This window comes from Phaeobacter sp. JH20_08 (assembly GCF_048056635.1).
Taxonomy (GTDB): Bacteria; Pseudomonadota; Alphaproteobacteria; order Rhodobacterales; family Rhodobacteraceae; genus Phaeobacter; species Phaeobacter bryozoorum.
In genome coordinates this window covers 58,231-80,279 of the sequence record NZ_JAYMVV010000017.1, presented here as the reverse complement: position 1 = coordinate 80,279, position 22,049 = coordinate 58,231, and the positions used below count along the sequence as shown (strand labels likewise).

Genomic DNA, 22,049 nt, shown 5'->3' with positions numbered 1-22,049 from the left:
CTCCTTCAGGGGTTCTGCGTGAACATCTCTTCGATACCGACGCGCGTCGTGACATGGCGGGTGATGCGGTGAGGCACCGGCTCGTCGCCTTTTCCATCATAGTGCATCTCCCCTCTGTTGAAGTTCACAACCATCACTGATGCCACAATGCTCTCCGGCCCGCCGTTATTCTTTCTCGATTATCCAGAATACTTGCCTGATCCTCCGAAACTTGTGATTTCTGTTATGTAGAGACCTCACCGACTGCTATGTCCGAAGCAGCCCTTGAGGAAAAGCTGCATGGCCAAGCAGAGTCTATACGCACAGGTGACCGCGATACTGGATCGGTCGGGGGTCAGGGATGGCGCGATACACCACGACGCCAGCAACACGCATATGCTGCGCCTCCACGCCAGCACGGGGCTGGAGTCGACCGTCTACAGACCTTTGTTATGTCTGATTCTGCAGGGCGCAAAATCCGTCGGCTCAAACCACAGAAGCCTCACCGTCAGCGCGGGCCAGTCCCTCGTGGTCAGCCATACACTCCCGGTCATCTCGCGCATCACCCAGGCATCGGCCGAACACCCCTACACGGCACTTGTCTTCCCACTGGACCTGGATGTGCTGCGGTCTCTGGCATCTGCGGTGCCGCCCGCCTCGACATCCACTCCTTGCGACCCGTTTTCGATCTGCCTGTGTGATACCGATCCCGGCCTTGAGGACGCCCTCTCGCGCTATCTCAACCAATGCGAGGGGGCTGAGACAGCAAAAGTGCTGGCCCCGATCACCGCCCGCGAAGTCCACGCTAGGTTGCTGATCGGGCAGCACGCGGCTGGTCTGCAACGGCTGCTCTGGCACCAAAGCACAGCAAGCCGCATCCATCTCGCAACCCGTGACCTTCAGGCAAATCTCTCGCAGACAATCGCAATCGGCGAGCTTGCCGACCGGATCGGCATGAGCAACTCTGCCTTCTTCGAACAGTTCAAGGCCGTGACCGGCACATCCCCGCTGCAATACCAAAAGGATCTGCGCCTACTGAAAGCCCGCGACGCGCTCAGGTCAACCGATGCAAAAGTGTCGGAAATAGCTTTTTCCGTCGGCTATGAAAGCTCGGCGCAGTTCTCGCGCGAATACTCCCGCAAGTTTGGCAGATCTCCAAGGCAGGACCGCGATACCGCGACGCCGACCTAGCCCCCCCTGTCTCGCCGCGGGCTGTCGGACAACGATGGGAACACTGAAATGCCCATGCCGCCTGGATCAGATGATCTCATCCTCGTCGAACATGGGATCATCCGCGAGCTGTGATGAATGATCATCCATGGCATTCTCGGCCTGTTTCATGGATTGAACCCGCGCCAGATGGAACACGGCGTCACCTTCGTTCACCACCGGCAGTACCGCCCGCCCCACGATGATACCATCGAACGGCGCGACGACCTCGGTTTCTTCTTCGCCAAAGGGATCAGACACCACCCCCAGTACGTCGCCCTGGCGCACCGGATCGCCGTCTGCCTTCAGGCTGCGAAACAGGCCACCCATCGGCGCCCGAAGCCATTTGCTGGAGGGGCAGAACTGCGGGCGCGCCTTGGCGGGCGCCACGCCGCGGGCGGAAATCATCCCCAATGATTTCATCACCCTGAGAATGCCCGCCTGCCCGGCGCGCACCGAAACCTCATCAAATCGCAGACCCTCACCCGCCTCATAGAGCAGAACGGTCTTTCCCAGCTCCTTTGCCGAGTTTCGCAGGGATCCCTGTCGTATCGCCGATTCCATGATGATCGGGGCGCCGAAGACATCCGCCATCTCCCGTGCCACGGCATCCTCCGGCGACACGCGCACCTGCGGATAGTTGATCCGGTGGATCGCCGCCGAGTGGAGATCGATCCCGACGTCAGAGCGCGACACGATCTCCTTCAGGAACAGATGCGCAAGACGCGCAGCAAGCGATCCGCCCTCGTTCCCAGGGAAAGAGCGGTTCAGATCCCGCCTGTCCGGCAGATATCTGGACCGGTTAATGAACCCAAAGGAGTTCACAATCGGGACCACAATCAACGTGCCCTTGAGGCCCCGCAACGCAGGTGATTTCAGCAGTCGCCGTACGATTTCGATGCCAATCACCTCGTCGCCGTGCACCCCTGCGCTGACGAAGACAACTGGTCCCTCCGTTTTGCCATGAACGACATGGGCTGACATATTCACCGGCGTATGGTCTGACAGTGAACTGACAGGAAGATCAACGGTGCGCCGGGTGCCGGGCGGGATCAGCTCCCCGCCGATATCAAACCCCGGGCGTTTGATCATTAGCCCTTGCCCTTCGTTTTGGTTTTGCCGGGTTTAGCGTTCTTCTCGATGAACTCGATCATCTTGCCAGCAACATCAAGACCGGTCGCCTTTTCAACGCCTTCCAGTCCGGGGGAGGAATTCACCTCCATCACCACCGCCCCGTGATTTGCACGCAGCATGTCGACACCACAGGCATTCAGCCCCATGGATTTCGCAGCCCGCACGGCGGTTGAGCGCTCTTCCGGCGACAGTTTGATCAATTGCGCCGAGCCGCCACGATGCAGATTGGACCGGAATTCCCCCTCGGCCCCGGTACGCTTCATCGCCGCGATGACCCGTCCCCCGATCACGATCGCGCGGATGTCGGTCCCGCCGGCTTCCTTGATGAACTCCTGGATCAGGATATTCGTGTCGGTCGCACGAAACGCTTCAATGACCGATTTCGCGGAGCGATTCGTGTCGGCCAGAACAACGCCAAGCCCCTGTGTCCCCTCCAGCAGCTTGATCACCAGAGGCGCACCGCCCGCAAGCTCCAGCACCTCTTCGGTCTGCTTGGGATCATGGGCGAAGGTCGTCACCGGCAGGCCAACCCCGTCGCGCGCCAGAAGCTGCATTGAGCGCAGTTTGTCGCGCGATCGCCCGATCGCCACGCTCTCGTTCAATGGGTAGACACCCATCATCTCGAACTGGCGCAGAACCGCCATGCCATAGAAGGTGACAGAGGCCCCGATCCGCGGAATGACCGCATCGTAACCTTCCAGTTTTTCCCCGTTGTAATAAATCTCTGGGCGCCGCGACGCGATGTTCATGTAGCACCGCAGCGTATTGATGACGTGGATCTCGTGACCGCGTTCCTCGGCGGCTTCCACCAGCCGTTTGTGGGAATAGAGATTGGAGTTTCTGGCGAGCAACGCGATTTTCATGAGTTTTTCCTTCTGCCGACGATTGCGGCTGCTGGTTTCGGTGCCGTCAAATTGCGCTTGGCGGGGTTCACCAGGATGGAATGCCCGCGCAGGGCCGTGCGCCCCACGATCATGCGGAATTTCATCTCGGTACGCTCGGTCAGCGACAGATCGATCTTCCACAAGCGGTCCGATATCCGAAATCTGGTCCGGATGACGATCCTGGTTTCCGGAATGCCGCTGGTGTTCTTGATCTCGCGCTGATCATGGATCGGAGATTCCACATCGGTGTCGTGTGAATCATCGTCGAACCGTGTGTGAAAACGAACCCAGGGAACGCCATCGCGTTCGAACGTCACAATATCTGTAGCATGAAGCGCCGATGTGCGCGCACCTGTATCGATTTTCGCCTTCAGGTTCGTAAGTCCAAGAAGCGGGAGATCAACCCGTTCCTGCCAGCCGACAACGAGCATATGAATCGTCTCCTGTTTCCATAGCTGCCCCTGTTATGACAGCTCCCGAATGATTAGCCAATTGGGGTAGCGGACTGTCAGAACGGTCATTTGCAAATGAACAGCGAGGGTTATGAGATCCACAAGGGGTGTCTGCCCGATCCGCGGAAACCCCGCCGCCGGTCGCCTCAATAGCGACCGTGCGGCGGGGGCAGCTGAGCGGCGGGCCGGTTCTGCGCTACTGTCTGGTTATGAGGGCGCCAAAGAAATTGATCCCGCGCTCCAGGTTTGCAACCGACAGGCGTTCATTCGTTCCATGAAAACGCGCAATATCATCGTCTTCGACCAGGAACGGATTGATGCGATATGCGTTGTCCGAAGCCTGTGCGTAGTGGCGGGCATCCGTTCCCGCAATTGTCAGGCCGGGAACGGAAGCAATCTCCCCAAAAACCGACAGGATCGAACTCTCGATATCCTCGAACCCCTGCGCAGATGAGCTTGCAACAGGAGAGGCTTCGCGCACCGCCGCAGGATCAAAAACGATGTCAATCTCCGGGTCGTCAATGACCTTCGCGATATGCGCAATCACATGTTCGGCAGTATCCCGCGGATGAAGTCTGAAGTTGATCGTGGCGGTCGCCTCGGTCGGCAGAACATTGGCCTTGTTTGATCCGCTCAACATGGTTGGCGCTGTCGTCGTGCGCAGCATCGCATTGGTCGAGGCCGCATTCGAAAGCCCCGTTTCAAGCAGGGGGCTGAACAGCCATTGGTTCGCAAACAATGCGCGCTTGTCCAAGGTAAAGTGACGACCCAAAGCATCAAAGAACTCAGCCGTCACACCGTCAAGCCCACCTTCCAGCGGTGAATTCTGCACGCGATCAACCGCGCGGGCGATACGCCCGACAGCCGTCATCTTGGGTGGCAGAGCAGAATGCCCGCCCTCGGCCTCTGCCACCAGTTTCACTGTCAGAAAGCCTTTTTCGGACAGGTTGATACTTGCCACCGGCACATCGAGCCCGGGGATCACGTTGTCGAGTACAAAAGACCCTTCGTCCAATGTCCAGGCCAGTTGGATCCCCTGTTGGTTCAGATGTTTGGCGACAGACCGCGCGCCGTCCCCACCAACTTCCTCATCGCCACCGAAGCTGAAGTAGATAGACCGTTTGGGGGTGAAACCCTCTTGGATGAGATGCTCGGCCGCGCTGAGCATTGCGATCAGCGCGCCCTTGTTGTCCAACGTCCCGCGCCCCCAGATATAGCCGTCGGCAACCACACCGGCGAAAGGCGGATGATCCCAGCGATCCAATGATCCCGGTGCGATGGGCACGACGTCATAATGCGCCGCCAGAAGAACGGGGGCGAGGTCTGGGTCAGTTCCCTGCCACCTCAGGAGCGGCGTCTTCGCAGCCATCATCTCCAGATCCACAGCTGCAAAGACGCCCGGAAACGCCTGCTGAAGAAAATCCGTGAAGGCGCTGAAATCAGCTGCATCGGGTTTGGTGCTATCCGTCTCAAACTGAATAGCCCGAGACAGCAACTCCGTCGCCTGCCCAATATCCGCACCCAGGCTATAGGCTGCCACATCGGTCCGTATGTCGGCCCGATATCTCATCGTATTGATCGCAAGGACGGCGAGCATGACCATAAACACACCCAATAGCCCCAGCAGGCTCTTTCGAAAAATCGTCCGCATGTCTCCGCGCCCTCCCAACACGCCCTAACCGCCGAGCAGAGACACAGTTGGATAACCTGTCAAAGATGACCTTACGACAGCCATCCCGAATTTCTGAAAGCGGAGCCCGAAGTTTGCCACTCCATCTCGAGATGGCGACCGACCGCCACACCATTACGGGACGCTGTGGCATAATGTGAGCGCCACCTGCGGACCAGGGATCATGACTGAACCGCGCAGCACCCGTTCCGCCGCTTCTCAGGCTTCGCTTTTGGCGGCTATTTCGGATGGGCACCTGTCTCTTTGAACCGCACATCTCCATAGAAGATCACCCAGACCTTAAAGTCGTCAGTGAAGCTCTCAAAGCGATGCGGCACGTGGGCGGGAACGAAAAGCAGATCGCCTGGCCCGAATGGCACCAACTCGTCACCGCGCGAAAAAGTACCTGTACCGGTCGCGACAATATAGAGTTCATCCCGCTCATGCGGTTTCTGTTTGTCTATGCCGACAGGCGCGTAGAGTTCCACGGTCACCTCGGGCGTCTCGAACACGACGTCAAAGGGCGCAGCTTCGGTCAGCTGTCTAGCAACATCCGAAAAAGGGTGTCGCACCACGTCGCTTGATCTTGCCGATGCGGTTCGCGCAGCTGATGTCTGCGCGGATTTCGTGTTGTCTGTCTTACCGGTCATCGTTTCCCATCCCTTTGCATGGTCTTATCATCAATAGCAGGTATCCGCTTCAGCTTCGCCCAATCATCAGGCGCATACCGAAGACGATCCCCTTTGAATTGGACAGGTTGACGAGCGCACCGAGCCGCCGCGTGTCACGCCGCCCGGCGACAGCCCCCCGTAAAAGGTGCCACCGCAGCCAAACCAATGATTATCCCGCAAGCGACCTTATCCTTCCGTCACAGGCCGTCTTTCATCGCGATGGCCTGTATCTTGATTTTTGCACCATAAGGCAGTCGCGCAGCCTCATAGATCGTCCTTGCCGGAAACTGTGAGAACCGCGTTCGGCAGACTTCATTTACCTCCGCCAGATCCCGTTCAATGTCAGAAAACGCGATATCCACATCAACGATCTCTTCCAAAGAGAACCCCGCTGCGGCAGCGATTTTAAACACCAGATCGAAGGCCCTGTCAGTCTCTTCAGCTGCGCTGCCAGGTCGGTAGCCGTCCTCATATACGGCCAATTGGCCCGAGATATGGCAGGTATCCCCAACAACGACCGCTTGAGAAATCGGCGAGCGTGATGTGGGGACACCCGGGACGTCGGTGATAAATTGGCGTGGCATGTGCTGGTCTCACTGCAAAGGAAGCTGTTGACAGCATCCTAGGCTGCATGACTGATGTCAGACGTGACCATCTGCCTTCAAAATCAGACAAAGCGCCCTCAATCTGTTGTCATCATGGGCCTCGCCGACGTCCTTCTGATGGACGTGGCCGGTCCGGCACAGGTGTTCACATCCACAAACAAGATCTTGGGTTGGCAAGCTTACGACATTGCCATTGTAAGCGAGGACGGCGCGGATGTTGTAACCGACACTGGATTGACCCTCCGCGCTCATGGATCCTTCGCAACCATGACCCAGGCGGATGTCTTCATCGTTCCGGGCGGCCCCGTTGTCGATCAACGGCTTGATGATCCGCTCCTGCAACGTTTTCTGACGCGAATGGACCCTCACGTAAGGCGGTTCGTTTCGATCTGCTCAGGTAGCCTCCTTACCGCCTCCGCCGGGCTATTGAACGGCAGAAAAGCCACGACACATTGGGAACGGGTAGACTTGGCCCGCGCGCGGTTTCCGGGTGTCAATTGGCATCTGGACGAAATTTTCACCCATGACGGCAAATTTCATTGTTCGGCAGGTGTGACGGCCGGGATTGATCTCGCCCTTTCACTTGTTGAAGTGGATCACGGACGGCGGGTTGCCTTGCGCGTCGCTCGGGAAATGGTGGTGTTCATGCAAAGGCAGGGAGGACAATCTCAGTACTCAGAACCGCTCAAGGCACAGGCGACATCAAGCAAGCGTTTGACCGAACTCTATAACCTCATCGAACAAGACCCGAGCGCCGCCTGGAGCGTGTCCAGGATGGCCGAGATAGCAGGCGCGACCGAGCGGACGCTGCACCGCGATTTCACACATGAATTTGGCCAAACCCCCTCGCGCTTCGTCGAAGAGCGGCGGCTTGCAGTCGCCCGAATATATCTGGAACGCAGCAGGAAACCCATTAAGGAAATCGCCGCGCTGTCAGGATATATGACTGAACAGAAAATGCGGCGCAGCTTCATGAAACTGCTAGGCATCCTGCCAACCGACTATCGGAACCGGTTCGGGGAAACCGCCATTGGTGGTGACCACAGCAGTCGCTGACAAAGGGCGCCCGACCGATGTTGCCGGAGTGTACCCGGCACGCTTCAACCTGCTGCAAGGCCGGGTTGCCTCCGAACACCCCTGTGAGCTGCGGCCTGATCGGTGTCCTTTGACTCCCAACAGCGAATAGACACTGTCAGCTCAATGTTGTGAGGGCGATGCAGTGCCCCTTTCATGGTCCCCCTCGCGGCAGGCCACTACATTGCCAGAGAGATCTGCCGGGCGAGGTCCGCCAGGGCCAGGGCGAGCGCATCGGCGGTTGCGGATGGCCCTTCACCGCTGACGGGTGTCTGGATGTCGAAACGCTTAACAAATTCCCGCACTGTGCCTTCGGGGGAGGAGACCGCGAACTGGCCTGTCAGCTCGAATACTCCGTCAGCACGCGCATAGGCCTGGTCCACCCTTACATCCAGACGGGCGTCAGGGCCGGTGTTCAGCGGCCAGGGTTCGATTGCGGCAGAGGCGCCAGTGCGTTCCGTCAGCCCACGGGCCAGGGCGGCGGCTATGCCGCGAGCCGGATCATCCGCCCATTGCGCACCACCAAGCGCAAAGAGCGCGCCGCCTTCCCCCTCGGCGACCATATCGGACGCAGCCGCATAAGACGGCAGAGAGGCCAGCCGGACCTCAATCGTACGGGAGCGCAGATTGGCTATCTTCTCGCCCGGGGCCGCAGAGATCAGATACCGGGCATCATTGGTCGGAGCACAGGCTGCCATCGCAAGAAGGGTCAGCGTCAGGAACATGGCTTTTTTCATCTTACTTTCCAAACAAAAGGGAATTCGGGTCACGTTCAATCTTGCGGGCAAGCTGGGAGACCGAACGGGCGGCCGATTTGAACTCCCTTAGCGCATCCAGCGCTTCGGAGTTGAAGTTCGAGCGAGCGCCATAGGCTGTGATCAAGGTCTCGGATTGTGCGACCAGCCGTTCAAGCCGGGCTGAGAGCGCCGGCAACCCCTCGGCTGCGGCCGCGACGGTATCGGCAGCACTGCGGGCCGAGGCCATTGTCGCATTGGCGTTGTTTACCAGCCCGCCGCTGCGCAGCTCCGACAGGGTGAGGCGCATTTCATCCAGCGCGCTGGTCAGGGCCGGAGGCAGCGCGCGCGCGCCATCGGAATCGATCATGCTGTCAGCGCTTTGCATCAGCTGGCTGGCGGACCGGATAAACTCTTCGGCTTCCAATGCGTTGGCTTTGGCTGCCAGGGCGCGGAAGTCGCTGACCAGCGCCGGCAATTCCTCCGAGGCCGCCGCGAGGCTGGATGCGGCCTGGCTGCCCTGCTCCAAAGCCTCTGTCAAACTGGCCACCGCTCTGCCTTGCTGCAACTCAGACAGAATATCGCGAAGGTCAGCCACAGCTGCGCGCAGCTCCCCCGGCAGCGCCCGCGTCTCCGGGTCCGCAACCAGCGACCGGGTCTCATCCAGCAGGGCCACCGCCGCCGCAGGCGCCTGCCGGGTACTCTCAGCGGAGGCCAGGGATTCAATGCTGGCCAAGGTCGCGATCGCCTGCGCCATCAGCTCTTCGACGGGCAGCTCGCTGATCCGCTCCAATGCGCCTTCTGCGGTTGCGGTAAAATCGGGCAGGTCCGAGGGCGCACTGGGCAATTCGGGGAAGGGCTCCGCGTTGCGATTGAAGAGTGCAGGCTCCGCCGCATCCAAGGTGACCAGTTCAACAATCAGCTCAGAGCTGAACAGCCCGGCCGCAGCCAGCCTGGCCCGCAGACCGCCTGCGGTCGCCTGCTCCAGAAAATCCAGCGCTTCGGTCTCGCCCGCTCCCGGCGGCAGGCCCATCAACGACGGTTCAAGCATCAGTTTGGCAATCAGCCTGACCTCCGCCTCGTCGGTCCCGTTCTCGATTGCGGCGTTCAGACTGCTGACCTCGCCGACCTTCACCCCGCCAAGTTTGACCGCGGCACCGCTGGTCAAGCCAGCAACCGACTCGCCAAAGGCAACCGAAACCGCGACCCCGCCCGTTAGCGAACGGGCAAAGGCCGTGCGGCGGGCTGCGGCCTCATCCGGGTGGATGTCGAAGACGGCGCCCGAACTGACCGGTCGGCCGCCATCGAATACCGTGTCGAACTCGATCCCGCCTGCCACCAGCGAAGCGATGCTATCCACATCAAGCGACAGCCCGCTGGCGCCAATGGAAACCGAGAAGCCAGATGTATCCCAAAAACGCGTCGCCGAATTGATCCGCTGGTCATGGGGCGCCTCGATAAAGGCATCGACAACAATGCTGTTGCCGCTGACGGTGAGACGCGGGCTTTCCAGCCGGCCAACCTCGATGCCGCGGAAAAGCACCGGCGCGCCTTCGGAGATCATCCGCCCGTCGTTGGTGCGCAGGGTAATCCGCCGCCCACCCCGGCCCGGCTGCACAAGGGGCGGCCGGTCGGCCCCTTCAAAACTGATTTCGGCACTGCCCCGGTCCTGGTCCCAGGCGCCTTCGATGTAGACGCCGGACAATACCGTGCTGAGACCCGAGATCCCCCGCGCGCTGACTTCGGGGCGCACCACCCAGAAGGCGGCATCCCGATCCAGATAGGGGGCAACCTTCTTGTCGATACGCGCCCATACGGCGACCTTGCTCAGGTCCTCGGCAAACCCCACATCCTCGACCTGGCCGATAACAACGTCGCGATAGCGCACTGTCGTTTCATTGGCCACGATGCCGGAGGCGTTCTCAAAAGTAATGCGGATCAGGACGCCGCGATCACTATAGGCCTTCCAGGCTACCCCAAGCGATACGGCCAAAGCAGCCAGCGGTACCAGCCAGACCAGAGAGAGGTTCCGCCAGGGCGAGACACGCTGCGCAGCGATGGTCATCGGGGCGGGTTCAGGGGTGCTCATTCATATTCTCGCTTTTCCGCGTTCCAGATCAGGCGCGGATCGAAACTTTGAGCTGCCAGCATAGTGAAGGCAACCGACAATGCAAAACTGACCGCTGCAATCCCCGGCGTGATGGCCGCCGCAAAATCCAGCTGGACCAGGGCGGTCAGGATCGCCACGACAAAAACATCGATCATCGACCACCGTCCGATGAATTCGACAATCTCGTAGAGCACCAGTCGACCATGGCTGCCCAAGGCTGCGGGCCTTCGGACCGAAACTGCAAGATAGGCGATGGCCAGGAATTTTGCGACCGGGATTACGATGCTCGCAAGGAAAACGATAAAGGCAACCCCATAAGCGCCATGGCTGAACAGCTCGGCTATGCCGCCAATCAGTGTATTCTCGGAGCTGCGACCAAAGGTGGTGGTCCGCAACATCGGGTATAGGTTGGCGGGAACATAGGCGATCATCCCCGCCACGAGCCAGGCCCAGACACGCTGGAGGCCACCCGGCCCGGCAGGCTCCAGGCTGCTGCCGCAGCAGCCGCAGGACCGCGCGCCTCCGGGGTTCGCCGTGCCGCAGGCGCGGCAGCCGACCAGCCCGGCCGCAGCGGCGGTCAGGAAGCGCTGCGCGTCTTCAGTGTTTTCCATACAGTCAGCCTGCAAATCGAATTGTCGGTCAGGATTGTCACCACCAGCAGCGCTGCAAAGGCCCAGAACGCAGGCCCCAGCCCGACCTGCGCCAGGCCGGAGACTTTGACAAGGGCCACCGCCACACCGATGATGAATATCTCTGCCATCGCCCAGGGTTTCAGCTTCTCCGCCCAGCGATAGACAGCTGCAGCGCGCGGCGCAGGGTGCCAGCCCAGAGCCATCGGCGCCAAGGTGTAGATCAGCGCGCTGAAGCGTGCGGCAGGCAATAGAACGATCAGGAGACCGGTCGCCAGAGACAGCGGCGCCATCGGCCCGCGCGAGAAGGCCATGACCGCATCCAGCACCGAGGCCCGATGAGACAACCCCTGCGCCTTCAGCTCCAGAAACGGGAAACCGGCAGCGGCGACCAGCAGGATCAGAGCGGTCAGCGACAACATCGCGATCCGGGTCATGGCACCGGTTCTGGGGGCCGCCAGCACCGTGCCACATCGGGCGCATCTGGCCACCGTATGCGCCGCCACAGCCTGGTCGCGGTGCAGCACGTCGCAGACAGGACAGGCAATTAGCTGTTCGATATCCATATCATCCCCACCCGGCCAAGCTGCGCAATCCGCAACGATTCGGATGTTACTCTGCCTCGGCCTGCGACGGGAGCCTTTCCTCTTCGGCCCTTCGGGCGACGCCGCTCCTATCTGGTCATCAATGCCCTTCGCGCCAGCAAGAGCTTGCTCGCGCCCGCCCCTATGATCGGCTCGAATGTCGTCAATCGCCAAGCGGTTGCGGGCCTGTCCGGCCATGGTAGGCGGTCAGGGACGCACGAATGCGCCTCAGGTTTTCCTTGGTTTCACTGGACTGTTCCTGCGCGACCATCATGGCGAGCGTGTCGATGATGGCCAGATGCGCATAGCGGGATGCGGTTGGCTTATAGATATCGTTGTCTTCGGGCAGATCGGTGTGAATTGAGATCTTTGTCTGCAATGACAAGCGTGTTTCGGGTTTCGTCAGGCTGATGGTTGTTGCGCCATATCCATTGGCGACTTCTGCCGCCCCCACAATTGCATCCGCTTCACCGCTTGCCGACACCAGAAACAGAACGTCTTCCGGACCAAGCGCAGCCGCGCGCATTTGCAGGACGTAGCTGTCGCTAACAAAGAATGACGGGATGCCAAGGCGGAAAAACCGGTTCGATGCTTCCTGTGCGACTGTCGACGATCCACCGCCTATTCCGGCAAACAGAATTTGGCGTTTCCCCAGAATCCCGGCTTTGGCCTGCATCAGCTGGTCGACATCAACCTGACGCCGCATCACATTCAGGGTGGCAAATACCGCTCCCAGAACCTGATCGAGCGTTGAATGGCCTGAGTTCGATGAATCGTCTGCGTCGCCGAACAGATATTGGGCACTGACCGCAACATTCTGAGCGAGCCGCAGCTTGAAATCCCGGTAGCCCTCGCAACCAAGGCTGCGACAGAAACGAATAACCGTGGGTTTGCTGACACCGCATTTGTCTGCCAGATCCCCAATTGTCATCGAGCTGATGGTATTGAGGTTCTCCAGCACAAAATCCGCCACCTTCTGCTCCTGCGACGCAAAACTACCGTCCGTGCGACGTAGGACGGAGATCAGATCAACGGGGCTCAGCTGCGCATTTTGCGGCGGGATATCTCGGCTCTGCAGCGAGTTGGCGGGGCTTTTCAAGTTTCAGTTCCCTCAGAAGGTGCAACGGAACTAAGTTACACAGGGCGCAGAATTTCCGCAAGATGGGGTCGCCATACAAGGGTTTTAACAGCAATAACGGACCTTAGTAACAAATTGGTCTTGATAATCGCAATTTTCCTTGCAATCGTGTAACTCGGTTACGCTGTCGGCTTTTTTTTGGGAGGGATGTTTATGCGACAGGCGTTTGCGCAGACAAGCGCGAAAATCAATGCGGTGATCGAAGCGATTGTCGCGGCATTGATGCTGGCTCTGGTGCTGGATGTCTGGCTGGGCGTTATGGACCGCTACTACTTTCACTGGCAGCTCCCCTGGCCCGAAGTGATCGCCCGATATCTCATGATCTGGGCCGCGATGCTTGCAGTGTCCTCCGGCATCTCACGCCGCGAACACATCGGGCTGACCGCATTTATCCATGCCATTCCGGCCCGGATGCGTCAGGCGCTTCTGATACTGATGGATGTTCTGACGCTGCTGCTGTTTCTCTACGTCGCCTATTACGGCGTCGGCTTCGCGATGAGCGGGGCCCCGCGTGACGCGATGATATTCGGGATGAGCCTGGCCCCGTTCTACGCCGCAATCCCCGCCGCTGCCGCCATCTGCTGTGTGCAGATCCTGCTCGTCCTGGTGCGTGATCTGGGCACCTATGTCGACCGCCCGCCGGTCATGGATCCCGGCCAGGCTGAGGAGCGATAGCATGATCGTTGCCGCCGCATTTGTCGTTCTCGTATTGTTTGGCATGCCCATTGGTTTTGCTATCGGTCTTGCCGGGGTTGTCGGCCTTATCGAGATGGGGGGCGGAAACTTTCTCGCGGTTGGGCCGAGCAAGATCTTCAACGGTCTCAACATCTTTCCGTTTCTTGCCATGCCATTCTTCATTCTGGCCGGCGAGATCATGAATGACATCGGGATCACCAGCCGCCTTGTCAAACTCGCGCAGGTTCTGGTCGGGCGGTTCCGTGGCGGTTTGGCACATACCAACATGCTGGCGTCGGTGTTTTTTGCCGGGCTGACCGGATCGGCCACGGCCGACGCCGCCGCTTTCGGACGTACGCTTGTGCCCGCCATGGTCCGGGAGGGCTACAAACGCGACTACGCCTGTGCCGTGACCGCTGCGGGGTCAATCATCGGGCCGACCATTCCGCCATCGGGTCTCATGGTGGTCTACGGCTCATTGATGGGCGTCTCTATTGCGGGACTATTTGCGGCGGGTGTTCTGCCCGGGCTGGTGATCTGCCTCGTTTGCATGGTTGTGATAGTCATCGGCGGCAAACGCGAAAACCTGCCGAAAGCCATCCGCGGCGCCACCCTGCGAGAAATCTGGGAGACATTCCTGTCCTCGCTTACGGCGTTGGCGATGCCGGTTATCATTCTGGGCGGTATTCTGGGCGGTGTCGTCACGCCAACCGAAGCGGCCTCTATCGCGGTGGCCTATGCGCTGTTCATCGGCGTTTTTGTTTACCGGACGCTGACCTTCAAGAGCTTTTACATGATGCTTGTGCGCACCGCGCGCATCATGGGCGTTATCTTTGTCATTATCGCCTTCGCAGGCATCCTTGGCTGGTGGATGAGTTTCGAACGTATCCCCCAGTTGATTGCCAAGACCGTGCTGAACCTCTCTGACAACCGCTACATGGTCATCGCCATCATTATCGGCCTGCTTCTGCTCATCGGCATGGTGATGGATATCACCGCCATTCTCATCATCCTGGCACCTGTTCTGGTGCCTTTGACCGAAAGCGTCGGCCTTGAGCCGATCCACGCGGGGATCATCTTTGTTCTCGCCCTCAACATCTCGCTGATGACGCCTCCGGTGGGGGCCTGCCTCTTCGTTCTGTCGTCCGTCACCGGTGAAAAACTGGAGAGAATTTCGATCAAGCTCCTTCCGTTCCTGATCGCGGAAATCGGCATCCTGTTCGCCTTTGCCTTCTGGGAGGACGCGGCCCTGTGGCTGCCCAGAGCGCTTGGCTACGCCCAATAAGACGACCCAACCAACCAAGAACCAACTGGAGGAAAAAATGAAATCTCTTTTCGCGGGACTGGCCGTCGCGGCCATTACGACGGCAAATGCTGCCAGCGCAGAAAGCGTCATCCGCTTCGGCCATGACAATAAAACCGACCCATTCGAAAACCCGGCACATGCCTGTACCGCCGTGTTTTCGAACCTCGTCGCCGCCGATACCAATGGCGCGGTGACCGTCGAAGTTTTTGGGTCCAACCAGCTCGGATCTGCCGCCGAGCACGTGCAGCAGCTGCAGGACGGTATCATCCAGGCGACACTGACATCGACTGGTGCGCTGGCCAGCTATTATCCGCGCATCGACATTCTGAACCTGCCCTTCGCATTTACGGGTAACGCGTCCACATATGCGGTGTTCGACGGTCCCTTTGGTGAGGCGCTGAAAGCCGATATCGAAGCAGAACTTCCCGGCGTCGTCGTCCTCGGCTTCCCGGACACCGGCGGATTCTTCGCTGTCACCAACTCAAAACGACCGATTGCCAATCTCGAGGATTTTGACGGCATTCGGGTGCGCACCATGACGCTGCCATCGCACCAGAAAATCATGCAATCGCTTGGTGCCGAAGCCTATCCACTGTCCTGGGGCGAGGTCTACTCGGGCCTGCAAACAGGTGTCATCGACGGTCAGATGAACCCGGTTCCAATCATCTCCTTCGCAAATTTTGCCGAGGTGCAGAAGTATATGACGCTGACCAACCACCTGTTCTCGCCATACACATTTCTGATGAACCGCGCATTCTATGAAGGTCTGACAGATGACGAACGCGCAACCATCCATACCGCCGCAGAAAACTGCGTCGTGGCCAGCCGTGGCCTGAGCCGGATCATTGAGGCATCCGATCGCGGCCTTGCCGGGCTGATGGACAAAATCGAGGTGACCGCCCTGACAGCCGAGCAACGCACCGCGATGGCAAAGGCGGCTCAGCCTGCGTTCGAAGCACATGTCGCCGAAAACATGGATGACAAGGCCCGCGAACTGCTCAGCCAGTTCCGTGATGCCGTCTCCGCGGCAAACGCTGACGCCTATCTCGATTGATCCTCCCTTCCGCCGGAGCAATCCGGCGGAAACGCCCACCGGAAGCCAAGACACACCTCCGGCATCTCCCTACGGATTGGACCACAACAATGCGGATCTTCTGCGCATCTCTTGCGACCGAAACGAATACGTTTTCCCCGTTGCGCACGGATTTTTCCAATTTCGAGCAGAGCTTCTACGCCCCTCCGGGAAAGCACCCTGACACTCCGACCCTGTGCAGCGCCGTCTTTCCCGCGCTTCGCCGAAGATCCAAAGAGGAAGGGTTTGAACTCATTGAAGGAACCGCCACATGGGCCGAACCCGGCGGGTTGCTGAATGCGTCCACCTGGCACCAGCTGAAGCAGGAACTTATGGATCAGGTCCGGGCGGCACTGCCTCTGGACGCCGTGGTGCTTGGCCTGCACGGGGCCATGATCGCCGAAGGCTGCGTCGATTGCGAAGGATCGCTTATCGAGAGCGTGCGCCAGATCGCCGGCCCCGAGACCACAATCGGCGTCAGCTTCGATCCGCATAGCCACCTGAGTGACAAGCGGGTGAAGAATGCCGACATCATAACGGTGTTCAAGGAATTCCCGCACACCGATTTTGTCGAGACCGGTGAAGCCTGCGTAGACCTGACCCTGCGTAGGGCCCGTGGCGAAATCACACCAACAAAAGCAGTCTACGACGTTCGCATGATTGATGTCTTGCCGACCAGCCGCAACCCGATGCGCGGATTTGTCGACAGGATGAAGGCGATGGAAGCAGCGGGCGAGGTTCTGTCCGTCTCAGCCATTCACGGGTTCATGGCCGGGGATTCCCCCGATCTTGGCGCAAAGATCATCGTGATCACTGACGGCGACCTGCCAAAAGCTGAGAAAATTGCCCGCGAGCTGGGGCAAGAGTTGTTTTCATTTCGAGGTATCGCCAAACCCGAATATCTGCCCCCCGCTGATGCTCTGCGACTGGCCCAGAATGCACCAAACGGCCCCGTGGTCATTGCCGATGTCTGGGACAATCCGGGCGGCGGCGTAGCTGGCGATTCCACGCTGATCCTCGCAGAAGCGCTACGCCAGGGCATCACCTCTGCGGCCTTCGGCACAATCTGGGATCCCATTGCCGTCCGCCTGTGTCACGCCGCCGGGGAAGGTGCGGAACTGGAGCTGCGATTTGGCAGCAAGACCTCTGCATTTGCCGGTGATCCGATGGACGCCGTCGTGACCGTTCTTCGCAACCAGCACAACGCGGTGCAAAGCTTCGGGACCTCGGTTGTTCCACTGGGAGATTGTTCCGTCATCAGGGTCGATGGCATCGAGGTTGTGCTGAATACCAACCGCAGTCAGGCATTCTCGCCGGATCTCTTCACCAATCTGGGCATTGATATCCACAGCAAGAAAATTCTGGTCGTTAAATCCACCAATCACTTCCACGGCGCATTCTCAGCAGTTGCATCCAAGATCCTCTATGCCGCTGTCGACGGGCCCTATCCGAATGATCCCACCAAGACGGCTTACAAACGGCTGACCCGCGCGATCTGGCCGATTGTGGAAAACCCGCACGCATCGGAGGGCTCATGATGTTTTCCCAGATCGACACACCGGCAGTCCTTGTCGACCTTGATATTGCCGAAGCGAATATCGACCGGTTTCAAGCCCATTGTGACAGGCACAACCTATCCCTGCGACCCCACATCAAGACCCACAAACTGCCATTTCTGGCGCGGCGCCAGATCGCGGCCGGGGCGCTTGGCATCACCTGCCAGAAGATCAGCGAAGCCGAGGCCATGGTGGCCGAAGGGGGAATTGACGATGTTCTGATCACCTACAATATTCTTGGCGAGCGCAAGCTGAAGCGGCTTCGGGCCCTGTCAGAGCAGGTGAAGCTGAGCGTTGTCGCCGACAACACCGAAACTGTCGACGGCCTGTCCCAGGCCTTCGAAACCGCCGAGGCCCCGCTGAATGTGCTGGTCGAGTGCGACACCGGGGCCGGGCGCTGCGGTGTGCACACCGCTCAGGCAGCTGAAAGCTTGGCCCGCTATATCGCCTCGCGCCCCGGCTTGGCGTTTCGCGGGTTGATGACCTACCCCCCTGTTGGAAAAGACGTATCCGTCCAGAACTGGCTCGCAGAGGCCAGAGCACGCATTCACGCAACGGGCGGGACAGTCAGCGTCGTGTCCAGCGGCGGCTCACCGGGCATGTGGCAGGCGCAGGATGTCCCGATCGCGACCGAATACAGGATCGGAACCTACGTCTACAATGATCGCTCGCTGGTGGCGCGGGGCATCTGCACATGGGATGATTGCGCTCTGACAGTCCTGGCAACGGTGGTGTCCGTCCCGACCGAAGATCGCGCAATCATTGACGCCGGCTCCAAAGTCCTGACCTCGGACCTTCTGGGCCTCAACGGTCATGGCCACGTAATGGGCCGCCCGGATATCCGGGTCGACAGCCTATCCGAGGAACACGGCATTCTGCGGGCCGAGGCGATCCATCTCAGCGTCGGCGACCGTCTAAGGATCGTTCCCAACCACGCCTGTGTGGTCAGCAACATGCTTGATCAGGTCGAGCTCATTCGCGGATCCACATCTCTGGGCGCCTGCCCCGTCGCCGCGCGGGGGGCAGTCTGGTGACAGCCTCCCTTCCATACATCCAATACCCGGCTCCGCCGGGCCCTGATCTGCGAGGTGGAAGATGACTGATCTTGTCTGCCTCGGCGAACCCCTCATCGAGTTCAATCAAAAACCCGACGGGCAGCTAGTAATGGGATATGGCGGCGATGTCTCGAATGTTGCAATCGCGGCGGCGAGACAGGGCACGGCAACCTCCCTGATATCGCGCCTCGGCGATGATCGCTTTGGCCAGGCGCTGCAGGAGCTTTGGCACCGCGAGCATGTCGATAGCAGCCTGGTCTCGACAGTCGCAGACGGGGAAACCGGCCTCTACTTCGTGTTCCACGACGACCTGGGGCATCATTTTCTATATCGGCGACGGCACTCCGCCGCCAGCAGGATGACCCCCGACGACCTGCCAACACATGCCATCGGCACCGCTAGGATATTCTACGCCTCAGGGATCAATCTGGGCATCAGCAGCACCATGTGCGCCACAACCTATCACGCCGTCAGGACCGCGCGTGCGTCAAACGTGACCACGGCATTTGATCCAAACCTGCGGACTGCGCTTTGGTCACTGGAGGAGGCACGCGCCGTGACACATGATCTGATGCGCCACGTCGATATTGCGCTTCCCGGACTTGATGACGCCCGCCAGCTCACCGGACGTCAAAGCCCCGACGAGATCATCCGGTTCTATCACAACCTCGGCGCGCGCATCGTTGCTCTGACATTGGGTCGCGACGGCGTGGCGGTATCGGAAAATCAGGGGGTCACATTTGTTCCGGGGGCGGTTGTGGAATCGGTCGATGCAACCGGCGCCGGTGATTGTTTCAACGGCATATTCCTGTCCGAGCTTCTGCGTCATGGCGACAGCGTCAGAGCCGCAGAACATGCGAACCTCGGCGCTGCATTGTCCACCACCGGCTACGGGGCGGTTGCGCCGATCCCGCACAGACCAACACTGCAATCAAAAGAAGGACGTCCGACATGACCCGCAAAACAATCGAGCGCATCGGCAATGACAGAACCGGCGCCGGGGGACAGCCGCTGCCATTTTCCCCCGCCGTGCGCGCAGGCGATCTGGTGTTCATCTCAGGCCAGGTTGCGATGAAGGAAAACGGCGAGATCGAAGCAGGCGGCATCGAAAGCCAGACTCGCAGGACTATGGAGAACCTGATCGCAGCCCTCGCCCTGGCAGATTGCACCTTGGAGGATGTTGCCAAAATCGGCGTCTGGCTCGATGACCCGCGTGATTTCTGGACCTTCAACCGTGTCTATGCCAGCTATTTCCCAAACGGCGGACCGGCGCGGTCCACAGTGCGCTCACAGATCATGGTGGACGCCAAGGTCGAGATCGACGCCATCGCCTATAAACCCCTCTAGGACAAGCCAGCTTCAAACGAGAACAGTTCCTTCGGGATCGGCACACTCGTCACCTGCCAGAAATGTACCCAAATTCTCGCATGCAATACCGACCAGTATCAGGGAGCAATACCAGGTCACGAAGCAGGTTTTGACAGCTGGTCTAAACTGTCCCGGTCACTTAAACTCGGTGCACAACTGACAAGGTGATTTCCTGTGCCGTCAAAGCCTCCAAAACAACAGCCGGCAAGCGTAAAAGATGTTGCGAGACTGTCGGGAACATCGCTTGGAACGGTGTCGCGTGTTCTGAACAGAAGCGCCTCGGTGAGCGACAAGACGCGCGCGCAGGTTGAGAAGGCGATTGCAGAGCTGGGGTATGAACCAAACGCTGGCGCACGTCAGATGCGCAGCGGTCGCAGCGGGCTCGTCGGCGTCCTGCTGCCGAGCCTTGATGTCCCCTTCTTTGGCATTCTGGCGCAGGCGCTTGAGCAAGCCTTGTTTCAAAACGGCTACCACTGCCTGATCTGCAATACCGAGGAGAATGAAGAGAATGAAAAACGATATATCTCGACCCTCATTGGCCAGAAAGTGGATGGCATAATCGCAGCGTCGGTTGCAACGAACCAGAATTTCACGCGGCTGTCAGATCAGAATATTCCAATTATCGCCGTTGACCGTTCTCCCGACGAGATCGCGGTGAATCTGGTATCCGTTGACCACCGGGAAGGTGGGCGTCTGATGGCAGAGTATTTGTTGCGCCTTGGGCATCGGAACATTGGTGTCATTGGCGCGCCCACCCATTCAAGACCCATCACCCTGCGCCTGGAGGGGATCAAAGAGGCGTTGACGGCTCAGGGGCTTGAACCGGTCAGCGTGTCTCTTGGCGAAGAGCATAGCTTTGATACCTGTTTCGCCCTGGCGCGGGACGTGCTGGCGAAAAACCGACCAACCGCCCTGATTGGGACAACCGATATCGCGGCAATCGGCGCGATCCATGCCGCGCATGAACGCGGTCTGAAAATGCCTCAGGACATTTCTGTGATCGGGTTCGACAACCTGCCACAAAGCGCCCATATTTTTCCGACCCTGACCACCGTAAATCAGCCGATTTCATTGCTGGGAGAGCTGGCCGCAAAAACGCTTCTGAACCGGATCAACCCGGAGCGTTTCGCGAAACCGGATCTTTCAGCTCTAAGCTTGCAGATCGTCGAACGTGACAGCACCGGACCCGCACCCAAGACCCTATAGCGCGGCGATGGATATGCTGTAGCGGGTGTCAAATGGGCTATCCGGCGTCAGCATGCGCGACGTTTGCACACCGGTTTTTGTCAGGGGATTTTCTGTCGCTGAAATCGAGCATCCCAAATCAAATGCGGAACAAACGGGTTCGACCCCAAGCGCCCAATGGCGGCCGTTCCACGGTGGCGCGTTTCGCCCTCCATTGCTGATCCACAGCATGAGCGAGGGAAAGGCCTCTGCATCCCAATCAAGTGTGACGCGATAATCTTCGGCGCGGTTCTCCAGCGCGAAGGTCCCGTCGGTGCCGCTCAGGAGCAAAAGCGTCTCGGACCGGTCAGGATAGGGCAGCGCCACTGGATCAAACCCGAACCCTGTTAGATCTTCCAACCGGAACGGCGCGGGGCGTGAAATACCGGGGGGGCCGCCGGTATCACCGGGGTAGCAAAACGCCTGCTTATAGCGCCCGGGACACAGACGCGCCTGTCCGGTGGCCGCTGGCAGACGAAAGACCGGATGCAACCCAATTGGCAGGCAGGCCTTGCGGCGCATATGGATGCCAAGAGCGATGTCTACCGCAGCCTTGCCGCTCACCCCGCTCACCCGCCGTGTCAGGTGATGGATTGGATCGGTCCCCGGATAGGCGATGTCTGCACGCACCGCCTGCGGGCCATCGGGTGTTATGCGCCAGTCGTGATTGGCGGCATACCCGTGCGGCCATGGATCAGGCATGCGGGAGAGACCGGCCCAATCCCCGGCCAGAGGGCCCTGTGGCGCCATGCCAAAGGGAACACAGGGCCACTCTCCTTGCAGCCCGGCAAGCAGCAGCGGCACACCATTGGGCAACACCTCACCCAGCCAGGGTGCTTTATGCAAAGGCGCAATGCGGCGACCGTCCGGGAGGTCAAACTCAAGGTCGGTCAGCATCGCACCACATCGGGTAAGACGCGC

Annotated in this window: 23 protein-coding genes; 10 read left to right on the top strand and 13 right to left on the bottom strand. The window is 59.5% G+C overall.

The window, feature by feature from the left end:
* Positions 1–5: 5 nt before the first annotated feature.
* Entirely contained in the window at positions 6–146 is a 141-nt protein-coding gene (locus tag VWY75_RS15500; protein WP_416538195.1) for a hypothetical protein, read from the bottom strand.
* 133 nt (positions 147–279) lie between these two features.
* Here VWY75_RS15500 and VWY75_RS15495 point away from each other — a divergent pair, with 133 nt between their 5' ends.
* Complete coding sequence (locus VWY75_RS15495; protein ID WP_416538194.1) at positions 280–1,170, top strand: AraC family transcriptional regulator N-terminal domain-containing protein; 891 nt, start codon at positions 280–282, stop codon at positions 1,168–1,170.
* Positions 1,171–1,236: 66 nt separating this feature from the next.
* Here the strand turns inward: VWY75_RS15495 and VWY75_RS15490 are convergent, their stop codons facing one another.
* The 6 genes from VWY75_RS15490 to VWY75_RS15465 form a co-directional block, all read right to left on the bottom strand.
* The gene (locus VWY75_RS15490) at positions 1,237–2,280 is read right to left on the bottom strand and encodes a succinylglutamate desuccinylase/aspartoacylase family protein (RefSeq protein ID WP_340546657.1); all 1,044 of its coding nucleotides are present in this window, start codon (positions 2,278–2,280) and stop codon (positions 1,237–1,239) included.
* On the bottom strand, positions 2,280–3,185 hold the full coding sequence (gene rimK / locus VWY75_RS15485; RefSeq protein ID WP_416538193.1) for a 30S ribosomal protein S6--L-glutamate ligase: 906 nt from the start codon (positions 3,183–3,185) through the stop codon (positions 2,280–2,282). The genes VWY75_RS15490 and rimK overlap by 1 nt, the downstream gene beginning before the upstream one ends.
* On the bottom strand, positions 3,182–3,637 hold the full coding sequence (locus VWY75_RS15480) for an ATP-dependent zinc protease (protein WP_340546655.1): 456 nt from the start codon (positions 3,635–3,637) through the stop codon (positions 3,182–3,184). The genes rimK and VWY75_RS15480 overlap by 4 nt, the downstream gene beginning before the upstream one ends.
* Before the next feature lie 217 nt (positions 3,638–3,854).
* Positions 3,855–5,309 carry a M20 family peptidase gene (locus VWY75_RS15475; protein WP_416538192.1) on the bottom strand — a complete coding sequence of 485 codons (1,455 nt, stop codon included), beginning with the start codon at positions 5,307–5,309 and terminating at the stop codon, positions 3,855–3,857.
* A gap of 257 nt (positions 5,310–5,566) precedes the next feature.
* Positions 5,567–5,977 (bottom strand): cupin domain-containing protein, encoded by a 411-nt coding sequence (locus VWY75_RS15470; protein ID WP_416538191.1) that lies wholly within the window; start codon positions 5,975–5,977, stop codon positions 5,567–5,569.
* Positions 5,978–6,195: 218 nt separating this feature from the next.
* Positions 6,196–6,582: a RidA family protein gene (locus VWY75_RS15465; protein ID WP_416538190.1), complete on the bottom strand. Its 387-nt coding sequence runs from the start codon at positions 6,580–6,582 to the stop codon at positions 6,196–6,198.
* Between the two features lie 54 nt (positions 6,583–6,636).
* Here VWY75_RS15465 and VWY75_RS15460 point away from each other — a divergent pair, with 54 nt between their 5' ends.
* On the top strand, positions 6,637–7,659 hold the full coding sequence (locus VWY75_RS15460) for a GlxA family transcriptional regulator (protein ID WP_416541666.1): 1,023 nt from the start codon (positions 6,637–6,639) through the stop codon (positions 7,657–7,659).
* Positions 7,660–7,856: 197 nt separating this feature from the next.
* On the opposite strand, the gene VWY75_RS15455 is transcribed toward VWY75_RS15460, so the two are convergent.
* From VWY75_RS15455 to VWY75_RS15435, 5 genes are all read right to left on the bottom strand, one after another.
* The gene (locus VWY75_RS15455; protein ID WP_416538188.1) at positions 7,857–8,414 is read right to left on the bottom strand and encodes a PqiC family protein; all 558 of its coding nucleotides are present in this window, start codon (positions 8,412–8,414) and stop codon (positions 7,857–7,859) included.
* A 1-nt stretch (position 8,415) separates the two neighbouring features.
* Positions 8,416–10,500, bottom strand: coding sequence for an MlaD family protein (locus tag VWY75_RS15450; RefSeq protein WP_416538187.1), 2,085 nt, complete (start codon positions 10,498–10,500; stop codon positions 8,416–8,418).
* Positions 10,497–11,132, bottom strand: coding sequence for a paraquat-inducible protein A (locus VWY75_RS15445; protein ID WP_416538186.1), 636 nt, complete (start codon positions 11,130–11,132; stop codon positions 10,497–10,499). Before VWY75_RS15445 ends, VWY75_RS15450 begins: the two co-directional genes overlap by 4 nt.
* Positions 11,099–11,716: a paraquat-inducible protein A gene (locus VWY75_RS15440; RefSeq protein ID WP_340546647.1), complete on the bottom strand. Its 618-nt coding sequence runs from the start codon at positions 11,714–11,716 to the stop codon at positions 11,099–11,101. Before VWY75_RS15440 ends, VWY75_RS15445 begins: the two co-directional genes overlap by 34 nt.
* Before the next feature lie 181 nt (positions 11,717–11,897).
* Complete coding sequence (locus tag VWY75_RS15435; RefSeq protein ID WP_416538185.1) at positions 11,898–12,833, bottom strand: MurR/RpiR family transcriptional regulator; 936 nt, start codon at positions 12,831–12,833, stop codon at positions 11,898–11,900.
* 192 nt (positions 12,834–13,025) lie between these two features.
* Here VWY75_RS15435 and VWY75_RS15430 point away from each other — a divergent pair, with 192 nt between their 5' ends.
* The 8 genes from VWY75_RS15430 to VWY75_RS15395 all read left to right on the top strand — a co-directional run bounded on the left by VWY75_RS15430 (position 13,026) and on the right by VWY75_RS15395 (position 21,110).
* On the top strand, positions 13,026–13,547 hold the full coding sequence (locus tag VWY75_RS15430) for a TRAP transporter small permease (protein ID WP_416535573.1): 522 nt from the start codon (positions 13,026–13,028) through the stop codon (positions 13,545–13,547).
* Position 13,548: 1 nt separating this feature from the next.
* Positions 13,549–14,832, top strand: coding sequence for a TRAP transporter large permease (locus tag VWY75_RS15425; protein WP_416538184.1), 1,284 nt, complete (start codon positions 13,549–13,551; stop codon positions 14,830–14,832).
* A 37-nt stretch (positions 14,833–14,869) separates the two neighbouring features.
* The gene (locus VWY75_RS15420) at positions 14,870–15,907 is read left to right on the top strand and encodes a DctP family TRAP transporter solute-binding subunit (RefSeq protein WP_340546643.1); all 1,038 of its coding nucleotides are present in this window, start codon (positions 14,870–14,872) and stop codon (positions 15,905–15,907) included.
* 89 nt (positions 15,908–15,996) lie between these two features.
* A complete protein-coding gene (locus VWY75_RS15415) occupies positions 15,997–17,463 on the top strand; it encodes a M81 family metallopeptidase (protein WP_416538183.1) in 1,467 nt (488 codons plus the stop codon).
* A complete protein-coding gene (locus tag VWY75_RS15410; RefSeq protein ID WP_416538182.1) occupies positions 17,460–18,515 on the top strand; it encodes a D-TA family PLP-dependent enzyme in 1,056 nt (351 codons plus the stop codon). The genes VWY75_RS15415 and VWY75_RS15410 overlap by 4 nt, the downstream gene beginning before the upstream one ends.
* 61 nt (positions 18,516–18,576) lie before the next feature.
* Positions 18,577–19,491 carry a sugar kinase gene (locus tag VWY75_RS15405; protein ID WP_416538181.1) on the top strand — a complete coding sequence of 305 codons (915 nt, stop codon included), beginning with the start codon at positions 18,577–18,579 and terminating at the stop codon, positions 19,489–19,491.
* Positions 19,488–19,883, top strand: a complete 396-nt coding sequence (locus tag VWY75_RS15400) for a RidA family protein (RefSeq protein ID WP_416538180.1) — start codon at positions 19,488–19,490, stop codon at positions 19,881–19,883. Before VWY75_RS15405 ends, VWY75_RS15400 begins: the two co-directional genes overlap by 4 nt.
* 195 nt (positions 19,884–20,078) lie before the next feature.
* Positions 20,079–21,110, top strand: coding sequence for a LacI family DNA-binding transcriptional regulator (locus VWY75_RS15395; RefSeq protein WP_416535580.1), 1,032 nt, complete (start codon positions 20,079–20,081; stop codon positions 21,108–21,110).
* On the opposite strand, the gene VWY75_RS15390 is transcribed toward VWY75_RS15395, so the two are convergent.
* Positions 21,105–22,025, bottom strand: a complete 921-nt coding sequence (locus VWY75_RS15390; RefSeq protein WP_416535581.1) for a hypothetical protein — start codon at positions 22,023–22,025, stop codon at positions 21,105–21,107. The two genes, VWY75_RS15395 and VWY75_RS15390, sit on opposite strands and share 6 nt — an antisense overlap.
* Between the last annotated feature and the right edge of the window lie 24 nt (positions 22,026–22,049).

Bases quoted from the DNA above. Each gene is read 5' to 3' on its own strand.
- VWY75_RS15465 (WP_416538190.1), bottom strand. From the start codon at position 6,582: ATGCCACGCCAATTTATCACCGACGTCCCGGGTGTCCCCACATCACGC.
- VWY75_RS15490 (WP_340546657.1), bottom strand. From the start codon at position 2,280: ATGATCAAACGCCCGGGGTTTGATATCGGCGGGGAGCTGATCCCGCCC.
- VWY75_RS15405 (WP_416538181.1), top strand. From the start codon at position 18,577: ATGACTGATCTTGTCTGCCTCGGCGAACCCCTCATCGAGTTCAATCAA.
- VWY75_RS15460 (WP_416541666.1), top strand. From the start codon at position 6,637: ATGTCAGACGTGACCATCTGCCTTCAAAATCAGACAAAGCGCCCTCAA.
- VWY75_RS15430 (WP_416535573.1), top strand. From the start codon at position 13,026: ATGCGACAGGCGTTTGCGCAGACAAGCGCGAAAATCAATGCGGTGATC.
- VWY75_RS15390 (WP_416535581.1), bottom strand. From the start codon at position 22,025: ATGCTGACCGACCTTGAGTTTGACCTCCCGGACGGTCGCCGCATTGCG.
- VWY75_RS15445 (WP_416538186.1), bottom strand. From the start codon at position 11,132: ATGGAAAACACTGAAGACGCGCAGCGCTTCCTGACCGCCGCTGCGGCC.
- rimK (WP_416538193.1), bottom strand. From the start codon at position 3,185: ATGAAAATCGCGTTGCTCGCCAGAAACTCCAATCTCTATTCCCACAAA.
- VWY75_RS15420 (WP_340546643.1), top strand. From the start codon at position 14,870: ATGAAATCTCTTTTCGCGGGACTGGCCGTCGCGGCCATTACGACGGCA.
- VWY75_RS15475 (WP_416538192.1), bottom strand. From the start codon at position 5,309: ATGCGGACGATTTTTCGAAAGAGCCTGCTGGGGCTATTGGGTGTGTTT.
- VWY75_RS15450 (WP_416538187.1), bottom strand. From the start codon at position 10,500: ATGAGCACCCCTGAACCCGCCCCGATGACCATCGCTGCGCAGCGTGTC.
- VWY75_RS15495 (WP_416538194.1), top strand. From the start codon at position 280: ATGGCCAAGCAGAGTCTATACGCACAGGTGACCGCGATACTGGATCGG.
- VWY75_RS15415 (WP_416538183.1), top strand. From the start codon at position 15,997: ATGCGGATCTTCTGCGCATCTCTTGCGACCGAAACGAATACGTTTTCC.
- VWY75_RS15440 (WP_340546647.1), bottom strand. From the start codon at position 11,716: ATGGATATCGAACAGCTAATTGCCTGTCCTGTCTGCGACGTGCTGCAC.
- VWY75_RS15470 (WP_416538191.1), bottom strand. From the start codon at position 5,977: ATGACCGGTAAGACAGACAACACGAAATCCGCGCAGACATCAGCTGCG.
- VWY75_RS15480 (WP_340546655.1), bottom strand. From the start codon at position 3,637: ATGCTCGTTGTCGGCTGGCAGGAACGGGTTGATCTCCCGCTTCTTGGA.
- VWY75_RS15425 (WP_416538184.1), top strand. From the start codon at position 13,549: ATGATCGTTGCCGCCGCATTTGTCGTTCTCGTATTGTTTGGCATGCCC.
- VWY75_RS15455 (WP_416538188.1), bottom strand. From the start codon at position 8,414: ATGAAAAAAGCCATGTTCCTGACGCTGACCCTTCTTGCGATGGCAGCC.
- VWY75_RS15410 (WP_416538182.1), top strand. From the start codon at position 17,460: ATGATGTTTTCCCAGATCGACACACCGGCAGTCCTTGTCGACCTTGAT.
- VWY75_RS15400 (WP_416538180.1), top strand. From the start codon at position 19,488: ATGACCCGCAAAACAATCGAGCGCATCGGCAATGACAGAACCGGCGCC.